Origin of the sequence: Dolichospermum flos-aquae CCAP 1403/13F, assembly GCF_012516395.1 — a bacterium.
In the GTDB taxonomy this organism is placed as follows: domain Bacteria; phylum Cyanobacteriota; class Cyanobacteriia; order Cyanobacteriales; family Nostocaceae; genus Dolichospermum; species Dolichospermum lemmermannii.
In genome coordinates this window covers 3,066,589-3,081,202 of record NZ_CP051206.1, presented here as the reverse complement: position 1 = coordinate 3,081,202, position 14,614 = coordinate 3,066,589, and the positions used below count along the sequence as shown (strand labels likewise).

The window sequence follows — 14,614 nt, the reverse complement described above, 5'->3', positions numbered from 1 at the left end:
TTGTCAGTTGTTAGTTGTTAGTAGGGGCGAAGCATTTGGAAGATAAATTATCGGTCATTGCCAAAAATAGTTCTCCAAATGCTTCGCCCGTACAGTTGTTAGTTGTCAGTAGGGGCGAAGCATTTGGAAGATAAATTATCGGTGATTGCCAAAAATAGTTCTCCAAATGCTTCGCCCGTACAGTTGTTAGTTGTCAATTACCAATTACCAATTACTGTTTATTTTTAGCTTGAATTTGGTCAAAAATTGCCCCATCATTAAAGAACTTTTTCTGAACAGCATCCCAACCACCTAATTCTTGAACTGTACCTAAAGTTTTTATTTGGGGATATTTGTCAGCAAATTCTTTACTCTTAGCTACTGTTTCATCTACAGGACGAAATCCTACTTTAGCAAATTCCCGTTGTGCTTCGGGGGTAAACAAATATTTAACAAAAGCTTCTGCTACTTCACGATTACCATGTTTATCAACATTTTTATCCACAACAGCAATAGGATTATCAATGGAGATATTTATATCAGGAAGAATGTAATTTGTTTTTTCACCCTTGTCTTTTGCCAAAACAATTTCATTTTCATAGTTAATCAAAGCATCACCTTGACCTTGTTTAAAAAATGCGTCTGTAGCTTCACGAGCATCTTTGGTTAATACAGGGACATTTTTATAAACTTTGGTCACAAAATCAATAGCTTTAGTTTCATCTCCACCAGTTTTAATGACTGAATTCCAAAGGGCGAGAAAATTCCACCGCGCTACCCCAGAAGTTTTCGGATCTGCGGTAATTAGTTTAACATTATCTTTGGCTAAATCAGCCCAATTCTTAATCCCTTTGGGGTTGCCTTCACGAGTTACTAAAGCTGCAACAGACTTAGAAACAATACCATTATTAGGAAATTTTTTCTCCCACCCAGGCTGAATTAATCCCGCTTTTTCAATTTTTTGCGTATCTAAAGCCAGAGCTAGATGAACAATATCTGCTTCTAAACCATCAACCACCGCACGAGTTTGCGAACCAGAACCACCATAGCTTTGTTTAAATACTACAGTTTGGTTATGTTCCTTTTGCCATTTTTCCACAAATTTGGGAATAATAGCGGCGTGAGCAGCTTTGGTGACAGCAAAGGATACAAGGGTTAATTCTACATTCTGTTTTTTACCCGTATCAGTAGTTGCACTAGGTAAATTCCTGGTGTTTGTCCCAGAGCAAGCAGCAAGAGATACACTTAATACTGTCCCTACTAAGAAAAGTGATATAAAGCCTTTGAGAGAATTGGGACTGAACCCAAGTTGTACTCTTTTAAGTGATTGTTGCCACAAATTCATCTTTTGTCCTTCTGTGAGACTACGGTTAATTAATGAAAATACCATTATTGCAGGTATCTGGTTATCAAAACTAGTAAAAACTGCATATTGACGATAGGGAATATGGTGATTTTACCAGTTTCAAGAAAAATTACAATGCCTTTCAATGATAAGTATCAATTTTTAATTATCTTTATGGAGGTTTTCAGGAAATTACTTAACTAATTCTCAATTTTTAATACTTTATCTAAACAAGGATTTAAAAATAAATATAGAATTTAATTTGTTAAAAGATTTGCCATATAAACTTTATAGGCATTAAAAGCTGAAAAAACATATTCGCAATATTTAATACATACAATACCCGATAGGAAAATAGTTGTTTTTAAGTGCAAAAACTATTGATTTTATTTATGACATCTGGTAAGCTCTTTCTCTAGAGGTTAAATACGTTATCTTTACAGAGTTACCGTAGATTAGATTTAAGCCAATTTTAGGACATCCCATGACAGATAATTCTTCCAACACCGCAAAATTTGTTCCCATGACAAAGCCGTTTTTTCCTGCTTTATTCTTAGCAACAGGTTTAAGTATAAGCACTATTTTGCCTGTATTTGCAGGTACAGCCCAGAAAACGCAACTAATTAGTCAAAGCGGTAAAAAAGTTGAACTTACCTTAGTTACTTACGCAGTCACCAAAGCGGCTTACTCAAAAATTATTCCCAATTTTGTGGCGAAATGGAAAAGAGAAAAAGGTCAAGATGTTGAAATTAAAGAAAGCTACGGTGGTTCTGGCTCGCAAACTCGCGCTGTCATTGACGGTTTAGGTGCAGATGTGGTAGCATTAGCATTGGCTGGAGATATTACAAAAATTGAACAAGCCGGTTTAATTAAACCAGGTTGGGAAAAAGAGGCTCCGAATAATGCAATTGTTACCCGTTCAGTAGTTGCCCTAGAAACTCGCGCTGGTAATCCGAAAAAGATCAAGACTTGGACTGATTTAGTAAGACCTGATGTAAAACTTGTTACTGCAAACCCTAAGACATCAGGTGGAGCTAAATGGAATTTTCTCGCTTTATGGGGTTCAGTAGTTAAGAATGGCGGAAATGATGCCCAGGCGTTAAAGTTTGTAACAGATGTGTTTAAAAATGTAGTTGTATTACCCAAAGATGCCAGAGAATCAAGTGATGCTTTTTACAAAAAAGGTCAGGGTGATGTATTAATAAACTATGAAAACGAAGTCATTTTAGCTGCACAGCAAGGCAAAACAGATACTTCTTACATAATTCCTCCAGTAAATATTTCGATAGAGGGACCTGTTGCAGTTGTGGATAAAAATGTTGATAAGCATGGAAATCGTGAGGTTTCTGAAGCTTTTGTCAAGTTCCTTTTCACTCCAGAAGCACAACGTGAATTTGCTAAAGTTGGTTTTCGTCCAGTTGACCCAACTGTGTCTAAAGAAGTAAAAAGTAAATTCCCTTATATTGCCCGACTCTACACTGTAGCTGATCTTGGCGGTTGGAGTGGTGTCCAGAAGAAATTCTTTGCAGATGGTGCGATTTTTGATAAAATTCAACGGGGAAGACGCTAAGTATAGCAATTCTTGGTTGATTGTAATATATTCTTGGGTCACGGTGTAGACAAAGTTTTTGTAGCGATGCAGGATTTTTGAAACCGTGATTTAATAACAATTACGACGGACTTCTGTTTTTTCCCAAGTGCCAATTATTATATTAACTAGTAGTGATGGAGCTTTTGATCGAGTTCGGGCTAAGAGGATGTTTTAAAAGTTTTTAATGTGTAAACAGACCCCTCTCCAAACCTCTCCCCTGGTAGGGGAGAGGCTTTAAAAACCCCATTCCCTTGTAGGGAAGGGGGGAAGGGGGGTTAGGTTTTTGGAGATTATGGGTTTCATATAATACTTTTCAAACAACCTCTAAGGTATTTGGGGCAACTGATTTTATTAATAAACCTATCAAAAGGAGCAGATATTTACAATATTAAATAAGCATTTACTAACAAGTTCTAGAAATGAATATCTCCAGAATTTTGCTTTGTCTTATTAATAAAATAGTTGTCAAGAATTAGGCAAATTTTAGGGGTAAACCATCCTGAAATATGAGTAATTCTCCGGGTTGTATTTGTGTCCAAACTTCGTTATCAGTTAGGGGTGTAGTCACAATCACAGCCACGCGATCTTTAGATGTAGTCAATTCACTAAAATCTACAGTCATCTCTTCATCAATTAAATGAGCCGCAGCAAAAGGCGCTTGTCTAATAATGTAGCAAAGTTTAGTTGAGCAATAGGTGAAAAAATGCTCACCATCTGATAATATGTAGTTAAAAGATCCAAAGGCTGCTATTTCTTTGGTAATTTCATGTAATGTCTGATAAAGTTCCTTTACCGGTGGTTGTTCTTGAGGAAAATGCGATCGCAAAGTATTAAGAATTAGGCAAAATGCTTTTTCGCTGTCGGTAGCGCCCACAGGTTGAAAAGTCCCATGATTTTCTGGGTTAAAATCTGGTAAATTACCATTATGAGCAAATACCCAATATCTTCCCCACAGTTCCCGACGGAAAGGATGACAATTTTCCAAGGCTATTTTGCCTTGAGTAGCTTTGCGGATATGGGCAATTACATGAGTAGAATGAATGGGATACTGACGGATAAAATCGGCAATTGGTGACGCGATAGAGGCTTCAGCGTCTAGAAAAATCCGACATCCTTTGCCTTCAAAAAAAGCAATTCCCCAACCGTCGCTATGTTCATCTGTTTTTCCTCCCCTGGCAGAAAAACCTTCAAAGGAAAAGCAAATGTCTGTCGGTACGTTGCAATTCATTCCTAGCAGTTGGCACATTAGTTTTGTAGTTGTAAAGATCAACTAAAGAATAACTGATTATTTTTGATGGAACAGGTACAATTTGGACATTTAATTATCAAATATTAATAAAAACCTGTTTGGAGAAACTCATCGTGGTAATTAGTATTACATATTCTTTTTCACTAAGCAAGACGTTTTTAGGTGATTTTCATCAATTTCTCCTGGAGGATTTAGAAATTTATGGGAGTTTCTTGGTCATGGAAGCAAAAAATAGCAAATAATAGAATAATGAACAAACGCCATTTTTTGCAAATCAGTACAGTTTTAATCGGTACAGCCTTTTTTTCCCGTTATATCAATTGGAGTTCAGAATCTATGGCACTTTCTAATCCAGAGTTTACAGTGACAAAAACAGAGGAAGAATGGAAGAGTATCCTCACACCAGAACAGTTTCGGGTATTGCGGAAACATGGTACAGAACCCTCCCATACCAGTCCCCTCGATAAGCAATATGAACCTGGTACTTATGTCTGCGCTGGGTGTGGACAGGCTTTGTTTACTGCTGATACTAAGTTTAATAGTGGTACTGGCTGGCCGAGCTTTTTTAAACCAATAGAGGGAGCGATCGCTACTACTACAGATAGAACATTTTTCATGACCCGAACTGAAGTCCATTGTAGTAATTGTGGTGGACATTTAGGCCATGTTTTTAATGATGGACCCAAACCAACTGGTCTCCGTTACTGTATGAACGGTGTATCTTTGCAGTTTACACCTGCGTAGATCACTAATACGGTTCACTTTTTAAACTCTCTCAAGGGGTGCAAACCCCTTGTTTTATTCTGTCAAAAGCAGGAAATTGGAATATAGCAGGTAGAGTTTAGATAAAATTGTCGAAAACAAGGATAAGGATTAGATAATGCAAGTTCTCAAAAGATCCATCAAACCAGAAAGTTATATATCGTTTCTCCACATTTACCAAACTACTTGGGGGACTGCTGGTGATATTTGTTTAGTTCGTGAATCTGTAGCTGAATCCAGTGCATCGAAGTTTGTAGGCCGCAGAATTAAATTAGCCCTCCCCAAAGGCATGGAACGTGATTACTTAGTGAATATTCCCATTATAAAAATTGCAGGTTATGTAGGTGAAGGACATCCTAAAGATCCACAGTCTGAATGGGAAGCCTATGATGGTATAGATCCAGAAATAGCGATCGCAGTTTTAAAAATTTGGGACTTCAAGTTAATTGAGTTATAGGAGATTCTACCTCAAGGTACATCTTTAAAGGCAAAAAAATTCCTGTTTGCAAAAACTATGGGAAGCAGCGCAAAAAATTAAGAGTGCGTCAAGAATTATCTTCCTAACGCACCCTATAAATTAAAAATTTTTGGGTCAACTTAGTACCCAACAGCGGAAGTTAACTAACTATTAAAAATAACTAAAAAGCTGGTAATATCCGCCTTTTTAATTTTTAATTATTAATTTTTAATTCCGCTCTGCGGTACTAGCGTTTACCACGGTAAGGAACAGCATTGAGGTAATCAATGTCAAAAGAAGATAACTTTTGAGCATAGTTACCTTTACCAGATACAGAAGCAGCCATATCTGCAAATTTAGCAGGATCGCCTTCTTTTAAACGCTTTGCTTTTGCCTTAGCAGTGTAGAAGTTTTCCAAGGTAAAGCGCCAGTCGGTTTTGACTGTACCGGCTGTTTCTTGGAAGTCGGCACCGTAACGAGGAGTTACCAAGTTAAAAGGACGATCTACAAACCGCTTGCGTTGGTAAGGTACGGTATTATCACCAAAGTTTTGGGTGTATTCTGCGCTGTCTAATAAAACATCAACAAAGCCGCCAAAGCCCTTGTTACAAATAACAATTGACCAAGCAATTTCTTCTTTTTTATTGTAAGCACAACGACCCAATAAGCGTTTGAGGGTGATGTCTACTAAACGGTAGTTGTTGTTAACAGAGACAACTAAACGATAGAAAGCTTCAGATTTAGCTAAACCCCGGATAAAGTCACGAACTGACAAAGAACCGTTTTTAAGTTGGGATTCTAAAGTAACTTGACGGTTAAACTTGAGAATTTCATGTTCGCTAAAAACTTGGCGATAAGCAGCCCAAATGATGTTTGTCATGTCAGTGTAAGAACTAACATCTTCAATGCGATAGATATAAGGTGTATCTTCATTTTGGTCAGCAACGCCAAAGCTGGCCACCCGGTGATTTTGACTACTTGGATTGTATTGAAGTAATGGCAATGCCATATTAATTTTCTCCTTTTATGATCAAATTAAACAAAGAAAGATTTCGTTCTAGAAATACCCCGCCCAGAACTGAAGTTTAGGGCTAATAACTAAAGTCCGTTAAAACGGACTATAAATTCTTTTTCAGTCGTCTAAACACGACCTTTGCTATTAGACATGGCTACGCCACGCAAGCTATCAGAATTCATTCTGAGGCGGGGTTACTTACTTATTTTCCCCTCAAAAGGCTAGTAGATATCACTAATTCCTAACCAATTGAGAATCAACAAGAAAGTGATGCCTGCGGTTATTACCAGTAATACGGCAGACAATGCCCCCAAATCAACATTTTGCCCAGAGCCTGGGTAGAAACCTCCACGCCATTGACGAAGATACGGCCATTTTTGGACAATACCTGCCCGGTCACGATAATCAGCACCATAGCGGGGAGTAAAGCTGATTGGTCGGTCTGTGGTCATTCGTTTGCGTTGATAGGGTACGGTATATTCGCCAAAGGCTTGTTCATACTCGCTACTATCAATCAAAACATCCACAAATTTTCCCCAACCTAAAGTAGCAATTTGAATTGACCAGGCAATTTTTTCTTGCTCATTGTAGGGAGAACGACCTAAGATCCTTTTCAGGAACATTTCTACCAACCGATAGTTGTTATTTGGTGTCACAACTAGCTGATAAAATCGCTCTGATTTCACCAAACCACGAATGAAGTCTTTAACCGTAATTGACCGATTTTTGAGTTGAGTTTCTAAGGTAATTTGGCGGTTAAATTTGAGAATCTCCTGTTCGTTGAAAACTTGGCGATAAGCAGCCCAAATTAGTTGTTCAATTTCGCCGGCAGAGTTAGCATTTTCAATGCGGTAGATATAAGGATTGTCTTCGTTAATATCTGCCGTACCAAAGCTGCTAACTCTTTGGTTTTGAGTTGTAGGTTTGTATTCAAGTAAAGGAATTGCCATTTTAAAGAACCTGCCTTTTGGTAAATTTGGCATTTCAAAATGCTCTAATACTTAGCAAACTAACTAAAATTAAAATCCTTAAAAAAATACAAACTTTATCACTTTTGTAACCGAGATTACCCAGCTAATTAAAAAACTATCTAGCGCAGGGGAAAACTAACACTAGGACTGATAGAAACAGGGATACCTGTTGATGTCGTTTCCTTGGTAGTGTTAGGAATTTGGATATTGGCAGTGCTAACTGGTGTGTAAGTCACTGTTTTAATTTTAATGGAATTTGCCATATCCAAAAAGTTTTTAATGTCACCCCATTTATAACGAGCTTCTTCAAGTTGGTCGCGCCAGTAATCGCTGTATCGTGGTGTTACCAAATTAAAGGGTCTATCCTTATAACGTCGTCTTTGGTAGGGAACGATATTTTCCCCAAAGTTGCTTTGATATTCTTCAGAATCGAGCAAAGCGTCAACAAAACCACCCCAACCTTTGGTAGCAATCACAATTGACCAAGCGATTTCTTCTTTGTTGTTGTAAGGTGCGCGACCTAATAACCGTTTCAGCCCAATTTCTACTAATCTGTAATTAGAATTACTCTGAATTACCAAACTTTGGAAAGCTTCAGATTTAGCTAAACCCCGGATAAAATCGCGGACGGTAATTGCTTTGTTTTTTACTTGGGATTCTAAATGAACTTGGCGATAAAATTTGAGAATGACGTGTTCGCTAAAAAGTTGCCGATAAGCAGCCCAAATTAATTCTTCTACTTCTCCACCAAAGGCGTAGTCTTCGATGCGGTAAATTGTGGGTGTATCTTCGTTGGGAACTTCATAACCAGAAACGCGCTGGTTTTGGGAACTGGGTTTGTATTCTAGTAAAGGTATTGTCATGTTTGTCAGTTGTTGGTTGTTGGTAGGGGCGAAGCATTTGGAAGATAAATTATCGGTCATTGCCAAAAATAGTTCTCCAAATGCTTCGCCCTTACAGTTGTCAGTTGTCAGTTGTTCTTACCAATAACTAATAACTAATTTTTGGCGTTAGCAGGAATATAACGATAAGGTAAAGAAACTGCTACAGGTTTAATTGTGGGTTGTTCTTGATGATCTCTGCTTGTATCAGGGATTTCGCTGCTACTAACAAAAGATTGGGCAGTGGCCAAACTCCGTTGGTAGTTGCATTCGTTGGTAATAATAGACCCAGCCATAATGAAGAAGTTGGCAGGAATTGCCCGACGGATATCTGCTGTAGTTAGTTGTCCTGATGTGCGGATGCTATAGTAGGAACGGCCAGCCATTTCGCGAATGTTTTGGGTATCGCGCCAGTCAGAACCATAACGGGGGTTAGCCAGGTTAAAGGGGCGTGAACCAAAACGACGACGTTGGTAGGGGACAACATCATCACCAAAGTTATCTAAATACTCGTCTGATTCTAATAAAGCATCTATAAAACCGTGTAAACCTTTGGTCGCAATGACAATTGACCAAGCGATTTCTTCGGCTTTGTTGTAAGCAGCCCGGCCTAAGAACCGTTTTAAGGTGATGTCAACTAAGCGATAGTTGGAGTTGGTATCTGCTACTTGGGTGCGGTAAACCTCTGATTTACCTAAACCCCGGATAAAATCACGCAGGGTAATTGCCCGATTTCGCAGTTGTGATTCTAAAGCGGTTTGCTTATAGCTGGCTAAAATCAGGTGTTCGCTGAAAATTTGGCGGTATGCAGCCCAGATGATGCTATCAATATCTTGATCTGAGGTAGCCCGATCTAAGCGATAAATAGTTGGGGTGTCTTCGTTGGGGACTTCATAACCTTCTACTCGCTGGTTTTGCGATTTGGGCGCGTATTCTAGTAGTGGTATTGACATCTTTACTTTTACCTTGTTATATGGTATATAAATCAGTTTACTGGCTACAGGCCAACTGAACGCGAGCGCGAACTGCTTTTTCAGGATCGTTAGTCAGCATTAATTGAAATTTAGCAAGAATAGGCGATTGGACTATAGCTACTTTTGCTAAAGCTTGTAATCCAACAATAGCAGCATAACGAATTGACCAGTCTGTATCTTCACAGATAAAGAGAAGTGTCTCTAGCGCGCGGTTGATGGCTATTTGACTGGCGGAAATGTCTAGCTTCTGCCAATGTAGATTTCCTAGTCCCTTAGCAGCGGCACGGCGAACACTGGGGGCAAAATCAGTGAGTGTTGTAGAGATGAGAATATCCAAAGCACGGGGATCTGCGATCGCTGCGAGAGTGCGAATCGAATAAGCCCGTGCGCCATAGTTATAATCATCAATTTGGTCTAGCAATTGTGGAACTGCTATTTCTCCCAACTGCGTCAATGCTGCTGCTGCCACTATGGCTGCTTCTGGATTGTTATAACCAAAGACAGCAATTAAGGTCGGAATTGCCGATGGATCTTTGGCTGCTGCCAGATTTTTAACTGCTGTCACCATCTGGGAAGGTGTGTCTGCTACGGTAATAGCCCGAATTAGTTCATCCATTTTTCCGTTGTCAGTGGTCAGTGGTCAGTGGTCAGTGGTCAGTGGTCAGTAGTTTTACAACTGACAATTAACAACTGACTACTGACTACAAGAGTGAATCCATGAGATTCATGACTCGGATAGCTTGTTCAGATATACCAAAAGTATCAGACTGTTGTGGCAGTTGATACTCTAATAATCCTTTCAAAGCGATAAGTTTAAAGCTATTTTCCACTTGCGTTTGGGCGATCGCTTCTGCTGCGGCCAAATACCCAATTGCCCCCACGTCCCCCAAAACAACGCGGCGCATTTTCAAATCACCTGTTGCCAAAGTTTTCACTAATAACTCGCCATAAATAGAGTCTTGTGTCAGTTGGTACATGGCTCTGGCGGCGGAGCATTGCAATCGAGGAACTGAATGCTTGAGAAAAGGCTGCACAAGGGAAATAGCCTCAGTTGCACCCATAGCTCCCAAGGCTTCTATTACTGCTGTATAGGGCTGGGCAAGGTGGGGAAAACCAGGTACTTGTACAGCAGCCTCAACTCCCCCATCTAGCAGTTTTATCAGGGCTGGTAATGCGGTTTTATCTCCAAGCATAGCTAAAGATTGGGCTGCTGCTTCGCGGACATAAAAATCAGCACATTCTAAACACCTAATCAAACCTGGTACGGCTTTTAAATTGCCTAATTTACCAAGCGCCCTGGCAGCATTACGCCGTAAGGGATAACCACCCAGTTCGGTTCTGTCAGATTCATCCTCTAGCGCAGCAATGAGCGCGTCTATGGCTTCTGGCTGACGGACTCGGAACTTACCCAACCACCAAGCAGCATAATAGCGGAGACTTAAATCTGATGATTGCAGGTTAGCAATAGCTATCTCTGGTGTCAGATTTGGTGCATTCTGGGCAGAATATTCTTCTCCACTGGTTTCTATCATTGCCAGGAAGTTATACTTATTCTGCTACTGTCAAAGCTTCAATTTTGACGATTCTGCCACCTAAACGGCTAATCCGCTGCATTTCTTCAGTCATGCGTCCGTAGGGTACGGTAATAAATACGCTACCACTGCGGCGAATGTCGAATTTATTTTTGTCGGTTTCTTGATTTTGCTTTAAGCCGACAACTTCGTAACGAAATACGCGGCTGGCAGATGAAGAAACACTACTAGCACCAAGTGTGGTTTGACCGAACATTACTTCTATATCTCCTATGATGAGTTTTGTCGTTGACACTCTGCGGTCTGAAGACACGCAGATTCTCTAAGATTTAACTTAAAAGGGATAGTCAAATATCCCCCTAGACGCTCAAAACAACTACTAGCACGAGAAGTATTGCAATTGCTCTTACTTAGGATTCAATTAATGCTTTCCGAGTTCATCACAAGCCAGTTCGGTACGCTCCATGTTTTCCCATTACTTGTTTACCCAGAGTTGCAGTGCAGGTACGAGGTAAATCAGGGGTTGCTCCTTACAAAACACTTCAATACGTAGATGATTATTCCTACTCACAGTTTAATTTTATCATTTTCACGGTGGTTAAAACCACTCGTGGCGTGTTTCCTCCACTGTCTGAAGCCAAGTGGCTTCCACACGACCCGCGATATTTTTGTGAACAGCGCCGGATCTTAGGTGGAAATTACGCTGACAATTTTGCCGCCAACTCTCTGAATTTGCTGAATTTTTTCAGAAAGGCGCTCGTAAGGGACAATAAATACTGTGCTACTACGGCGGACACTGGGGTATCCAGGATTGCGAATGCCTGTAACTTCAACACGGTAAGTGCGATTCGATTGTCCTACGGCATTACCGAGATTTTGCTTAGGAGCGTTATCCGCAGATACACGGAAACCCCAATTATCGTTACTACCAGATGGGCCAACAACTGAGGAAGTTTTATTACTAGCTAATTCTCGCGCTAAACGAGATTTATCACCTTCCACTTGAGCAGTATCGCTGTTAGCATAACCACGATATAAACGGAACATCCGCGTAAAACCGGCGGCACTTTGTCCTGCTTGAAAATCAAAACCGCGATAGTAGGGAACAACACTTTCCCCAAAGCTGTTTTGATATTCTTCAGAATCAATGTAGGAGTCAATTTCCGCGTCGTAACCTTGGTTAATATATAAGTCTAAGTGGTAAGTTACTTCAGACTCATTGTATGGTGCGCGACCCAACAAATGTTTATAGTTGAGTTCAATTAACCGAGTTTGGAAACTGTTGTAGAAGAATTTAGCTTTGTAGAGTTCTGATTTAGCAACGCTGCGAACAAACTCGCGCACGCTTAGATTGCCATCGCGCAGAAGTGATTCTGCACTAATCAGGCGATCTGATGCCAATATATAGTCATTTCCCAAAACGTGCCGATAAACAGCACGAATTACCGCTTCGACTTCTTCGCGGCTGGGGTTAGGGCGCAGTTCAACTCTGCGTGCGTCGCTAAAAGCCTCTGTTCCCAGTCTGGATGCTGCTGCTGTAATTGCCATGTTTTTCCCCTTTATTGTGCCGAATTTTGGCTGAATAAAGCTTGTCAGTTGTCAATTGTCAGTGGTCAGTGGTCAGTGGTCAGTGGTCAGTGGTCAGTGGTCAGTGGTCTGTTGACTCTTGACTCTTGACTCTTGCCTATTGACTCTTGACTCTTGACCTATTTTATTTGTAGTTGACACTCCCCGGTCTAAAGACGCGGGGATTCTATAGAGAGTTTCAGTCTATATCTCTCAGTTATCCCAGCTTCAGGCAGGGTTCCTTAAATATTTGGGTTCTTGCCCTGATCCTGTTTGCCATTACTGGCAGAATCATCTCTGACAAGCGTAACTTTCCGAGAGTCCCCCGGTAGGTTTTTAATGTCTTTGCTGACAATTTAATTGTCTCACGAATATGGATTAAAATTTGAAATAATTTCAAATTTTTAAATTAATGTCAATGCAGGATAAAGGAAAGCCTCTAGCCTTCATCCCTTGTCTAAAGCACATATGTAGCTTCCTAAGTCAGCTACATCTTCAAGGGTTTTCGGCATTTCCCTTATAAAACTATGCCCGGAGCTAGATCCAATTGCTAGGTGAACCAGAATTATCATGTATGGTCTTAACGCCACCTAAGTCCCAATCGGAATACTTTCCAACTTACGCAGTGACTCCCCATGAATAACTGGCAAACCCCTTGAGGGGTAACTCCATCTAACAATTGTATCCCTCTCCGGGCATGACGCTATCTAGCTAAGAGCGTTGATTGCGTAGTCAATGTAGGTATTAGCTTCGTTAGCAGCTTGACCGCTCAAACCATGACTAGCTTTGATAGATTTCAAAGCTTCTACGTACCAGCTAGGAGATAAGTCGAAAGCTGCGTGCATTTCAGTCAAACCAGCAATCAAGAACTCATCCAAAGGACCTGTTCCACCAGCAACTAGGCTGTAGGTGATGATGCGGAGGTAGTGACCAACGTCACGAGCGCATTTAGCTTTACCACGGCTATCAGCTGCAAATTGATTGCCTGGTGTAGAGGTGGTGTAAGGGAATTTGCTGTATACAGCGCTGGTAGCGCCGTCAATTAATTTTTGAGCGTTAGCTGTCAAACCACGAGCAGCTTCCATGCTGGCAGCAGCACGAACTAGACGACCATTAACTGCTTGTAATTCGGTGTTGCTTAAAAAGCGTCCTTGGGTATCAGCAGATGCGATTGCTTCGGTAATTGGTGTTTTCATTGGTGAAAATCTCCTAGATAGTTTCTTGCTTGTTTTACTGGGAAAAGCTCAATTAAGATTCGAGCTAATTTGTAATGAATTGTTAGGCAACAGCAGCCGCAGCGCGGTCGAAGTAGCTTGCAACTTCAGAAACCAAAGAACTGCAATCACCTTTGGTGATACCGTTAGGATCGTTAACGATAGCGATCGCTGCTTCTTTCATTTTACCAACACCAACTGCTACGGAAGAACCAGGAGTACCCAAAGCTTGGTATGTTTCGCGCAAACCATTTAAGCAACGGTCATCAAGAACACTAGCATCACCAGCGATCGCTGCGTAGGTTACATAGCGTAAAATGATTTCCATGTCGCGGAGACAAGCAGCCATACGACGGTTGGTGTAAGCGTTTCCACCAGGAGCGATCAAGTTGGGTTGTTCTTCAAACAAAGAACGAGCCGCGTTGGTAACGATAGCGGAAGCGTTGCTGGTAATGCGGTTAACAACATCTAAACGCTTGCTGCCGGAAGCTACAACTGCGGTTAAAGCATCTAGTTGTTCGGTGCTGAGGAATTCGCCTCTAGCGTCAGCTTGGGAAACAACTTTGGAAAATACATCTAATGTCATGGACTCTAATCTCCTAAATTACTTAGTTGAGAGATGTCTAAATTAAAACTAATTCGGATTTGTTCGCAACGGAGTCAAATCAAAGCGTCTCTCATTTTGTCTTCTCATCTACCAGTTTACAGTTTAAAAACCAGAAATTATGAGAGTCAAGGGGAATTTTTTGAGAAACCGGCAAACTTGATGAATTGCCTGCTTTTTTCAACTTTCTCCTGTTGTTTAACCCCTACAGTTTATGTTTATACAATGCCATAGAGCCATTATTTGTTACAAATTATGAATAAATAAGATCGTCGCCTACAAACTAGCTCAAATCCTTTATACACAAGGATTACAACTGATAAAAAGTCAATATTTTTGTTACACAACTTTACATTTTTTGACAACAATCGCAATATTCAGCAGTTAAAGATTGTTTTAATTTTCCAGAAACTCACTATCATAAATGGATTACAGCAGTTTTTTGTTGTATAAGTTTTAGCTAAGTTTTGTTAA

17 protein-coding genes are annotated in these 14,614 nt (G+C 40.3%); 5 read left to right on the top strand and 12 right to left on the bottom strand.

The genetic code is table 11. From position 1 onward, the window contains the following. Positions 1-102: 102 nt before the first annotated feature. Positions 103-228: a hypothetical protein gene (locus HGD76_RS25910; protein ID WP_267904247.1), complete on the top strand. Its 126-nt coding sequence runs from the start codon at positions 103-105 to the stop codon at positions 226-228. Here the strand turns inward: HGD76_RS25910 and HGD76_RS14900 are convergent. Beyond that, positions 212-1,324 carry a sulfate ABC transporter substrate-binding protein gene (locus HGD76_RS14900; protein WP_168697457.1) on the bottom strand — a complete coding sequence of 371 codons (1,113 nt, stop codon included), beginning with the start codon at positions 1,322-1,324 and terminating at the stop codon, positions 212-214. The genes HGD76_RS25910 and HGD76_RS14900 overlap by 17 nt on opposite strands. Positions 1,325-1,808: 484 nt before the next feature. Between HGD76_RS14900 and HGD76_RS14895 the strand changes: the two genes are divergently transcribed. Next, entirely contained in the window at positions 1,809-2,894 is a 1,086-nt protein-coding gene (locus HGD76_RS14895; protein WP_210967641.1) for a sulfate ABC transporter substrate-binding protein, read from the top strand. A gap of 493 nt (positions 2,895-3,387) precedes the next feature. Here the strand turns inward: HGD76_RS14895 and HGD76_RS14890 are convergent, their stop codons facing one another. Further along, positions 3,388-4,161, bottom strand: a complete 774-nt coding sequence (locus tag HGD76_RS14890; RefSeq protein ID WP_168696250.1) for a class II glutamine amidotransferase — start codon at positions 4,159-4,161, stop codon at positions 3,388-3,390. A 252-nt stretch (positions 4,162-4,413) separates the two neighbouring features. Here HGD76_RS14890 and msrB point away from each other — a divergent pair, with 252 nt between their 5' ends. Next, positions 4,414-4,908 carry a peptide-methionine (R)-S-oxide reductase MsrB gene (gene msrB, locus HGD76_RS14885; RefSeq protein WP_168696249.1) on the top strand — a complete coding sequence of 165 codons (495 nt, stop codon included), beginning with the start codon at positions 4,414-4,416 and terminating at the stop codon, positions 4,906-4,908. A gap of 136 nt (positions 4,909-5,044) precedes the next feature. Beyond that, positions 5,045-5,383, top strand: a complete 339-nt coding sequence (locus tag HGD76_RS14880) for a hypothetical protein (RefSeq protein ID WP_015079025.1) — start codon at positions 5,045-5,047, stop codon at positions 5,381-5,383. 247 nt (positions 5,384-5,630) lie between these two features. Here the strand turns inward: HGD76_RS14880 and cpcG4 are convergent, their stop codons facing one another. From cpcG4 to cpcG2, 3 genes are all read right to left on the bottom strand, one after another. Next, a complete protein-coding gene (gene cpcG4 / locus HGD76_RS14875; RefSeq protein ID WP_015079024.1) occupies positions 5,631-6,392 on the bottom strand; it encodes a phycobilisome rod-core linker protein CpcG4 in 762 nt (253 codons plus the stop codon). A 227-nt stretch (positions 6,393-6,619) separates the two neighbouring features. Continuing rightward, complete coding sequence (gene cpcG3 / locus HGD76_RS14870) at positions 6,620-7,348, bottom strand: phycobilisome rod-core linker protein CpcG3 (RefSeq protein WP_015079023.1); 729 nt, start codon at positions 7,346-7,348, stop codon at positions 6,620-6,622. 140 nt (positions 7,349-7,488) lie between these two features. Then, positions 7,489-8,232 (bottom strand): phycobilisome rod-core linker protein CpcG2, encoded by a 744-nt coding sequence (cpcG2, locus tag HGD76_RS14865; protein WP_168696248.1) that lies wholly within the window; start codon positions 8,230-8,232, stop codon positions 7,489-7,491. On the opposite strand from cpcG2, the gene HGD76_RS25905 reads away from it, so the two are divergent. After that, positions 8,231-8,359 (top strand): hypothetical protein, encoded by a 129-nt coding sequence (locus tag HGD76_RS25905; protein ID WP_267904246.1) that lies wholly within the window; start codon positions 8,231-8,233, stop codon positions 8,357-8,359. The two genes, cpcG2 and HGD76_RS25905, sit on opposite strands and share 2 nt — an antisense overlap. A gap of 7 nt (positions 8,360-8,366) precedes the next feature. Here the strand turns inward: HGD76_RS25905 and cpcG1 are convergent, their stop codons facing one another. The 7 genes from cpcG1 to cpcB form a co-directional block, all read right to left on the bottom strand. After that, positions 8,367-9,203, bottom strand: coding sequence for a phycobilisome rod-core linker protein CpcG1 (gene cpcG1, locus HGD76_RS14860; protein ID WP_015079021.1), 837 nt, complete (start codon positions 9,201-9,203; stop codon positions 8,367-8,369). Between the two features lie 37 nt (positions 9,204-9,240). Then, the gene (gene cpcF, locus HGD76_RS14855; protein WP_168696247.1) at positions 9,241-9,840 is read right to left on the bottom strand and encodes a C-phycocyanin alpha-cysteine-84 phycocyanobilin lyase subunit CpcF; all 600 of its coding nucleotides are present in this window, start codon (positions 9,838-9,840) and stop codon (positions 9,241-9,243) included. An 85-nt stretch (positions 9,841-9,925) separates the two neighbouring features. After that, entirely contained in the window at positions 9,926-10,756 is an 831-nt protein-coding gene (gene cpcE / locus HGD76_RS14850; RefSeq protein WP_168696246.1) for a C-phycocyanin alpha-cysteine-84 phycocyanobilin lyase subunit CpcE, read from the bottom strand. A 16-nt stretch (positions 10,757-10,772) separates the two neighbouring features. Then, positions 10,773-11,012: a rod-capping linker protein CpcD gene (gene cpcD, locus HGD76_RS14845; protein WP_015079018.1), complete on the bottom strand. Its 240-nt coding sequence runs from the start codon at positions 11,010-11,012 to the stop codon at positions 10,773-10,775. Positions 11,013-11,443: 431 nt separating this feature from the next. Continuing rightward, a complete protein-coding gene (locus tag HGD76_RS14840; RefSeq protein WP_168696245.1) occupies positions 11,444-12,304 on the bottom strand; it encodes a phycobilisome linker polypeptide in 861 nt (286 codons plus the stop codon). A gap of 725 nt (positions 12,305-13,029) precedes the next feature. Continuing rightward, positions 13,030-13,518 (bottom strand): C-phycocyanin subunit alpha, encoded by a 489-nt coding sequence (gene cpcA, locus HGD76_RS14835; protein WP_015079016.1) that lies wholly within the window; start codon positions 13,516-13,518, stop codon positions 13,030-13,032. Positions 13,519-13,600: 82 nt separating this feature from the next. After that, positions 13,601-14,122, bottom strand: a complete 522-nt coding sequence (gene cpcB / locus HGD76_RS14830) for a C-phycocyanin subunit beta (protein ID WP_015079015.1) — start codon at positions 14,120-14,122, stop codon at positions 13,601-13,603. Positions 14,123-14,614 lie beyond the last annotated feature (492 nt).

Coding starts and splice junctions, on each gene's coding strand:
- HGD76_RS14900 (WP_168697457.1), bottom strand. CDS start 1,324: ATGAATTTGTGGCAACAATCACTTAAAAGAGTACAACTTGGGTTCAGT.
- msrB (WP_168696249.1), top strand. CDS start 4,414: ATGAACAAACGCCATTTTTTGCAAATCAGTACAGTTTTAATCGGTACA.
- cpcG1 (WP_015079021.1), bottom strand. CDS start 9,203: ATGTCAATACCACTACTAGAATACGCGCCCAAATCGCAAAACCAGCGA.
- HGD76_RS14895 (WP_210967641.1), top strand. CDS start 1,809: ATGACAGATAATTCTTCCAACACCGCAAAATTTGTTCCCATGACAAAG.
- HGD76_RS14840 (WP_168696245.1), bottom strand. CDS start 12,304: ATGGCAATTACAGCAGCAGCATCCAGACTGGGAACAGAGGCTTTTAGC.
- cpcB (WP_015079015.1), bottom strand. CDS start 14,122: ATGACATTAGATGTATTTTCCAAAGTTGTTTCCCAAGCTGACGCTAGA.
- cpcG3 (WP_015079023.1), bottom strand. CDS start 7,348: ATGGCAATTCCTTTACTTGAATACAAACCTACAACTCAAAACCAAAGA.
- cpcA (WP_015079016.1), bottom strand. CDS start 13,518: ATGAAAACACCAATTACCGAAGCAATCGCATCTGCTGATACCCAAGGA.
- cpcG4 (WP_015079024.1), bottom strand. CDS start 6,392: ATGGCATTGCCATTACTTCAATACAATCCAAGTAGTCAAAATCACCGG.
- HGD76_RS14880 (WP_015079025.1), top strand. CDS start 5,045: ATGCAAGTTCTCAAAAGATCCATCAAACCAGAAAGTTATATATCGTTT.
- cpcG2 (WP_168696248.1), bottom strand. CDS start 8,232: ATGACAATACCTTTACTAGAATACAAACCCAGTTCCCAAAACCAGCGC.
- cpcD (WP_015079018.1), bottom strand. CDS start 11,012: ATGTTCGGTCAAACCACACTTGGTGCTAGTAGTGTTTCTTCATCTGCC.
- cpcF (WP_168696247.1), bottom strand. CDS start 9,840: ATGGATGAACTAATTCGGGCTATTACCGTAGCAGACACACCTTCCCAG.
- cpcE (WP_168696246.1), bottom strand. CDS start 10,756: ATGATAGAAACCAGTGGAGAAGAATATTCTGCCCAGAATGCACCAAAT.
- HGD76_RS14890 (WP_168696250.1), bottom strand. CDS start 4,161: ATGTGCCAACTGCTAGGAATGAATTGCAACGTACCGACAGACATTTGC.
- HGD76_RS25905 (WP_267904246.1), top strand. CDS start 8,231: ATGTTTGTCAGTTGTTGGTTGTTGGTAGGGGCGAAGCATTTGGAAGAT.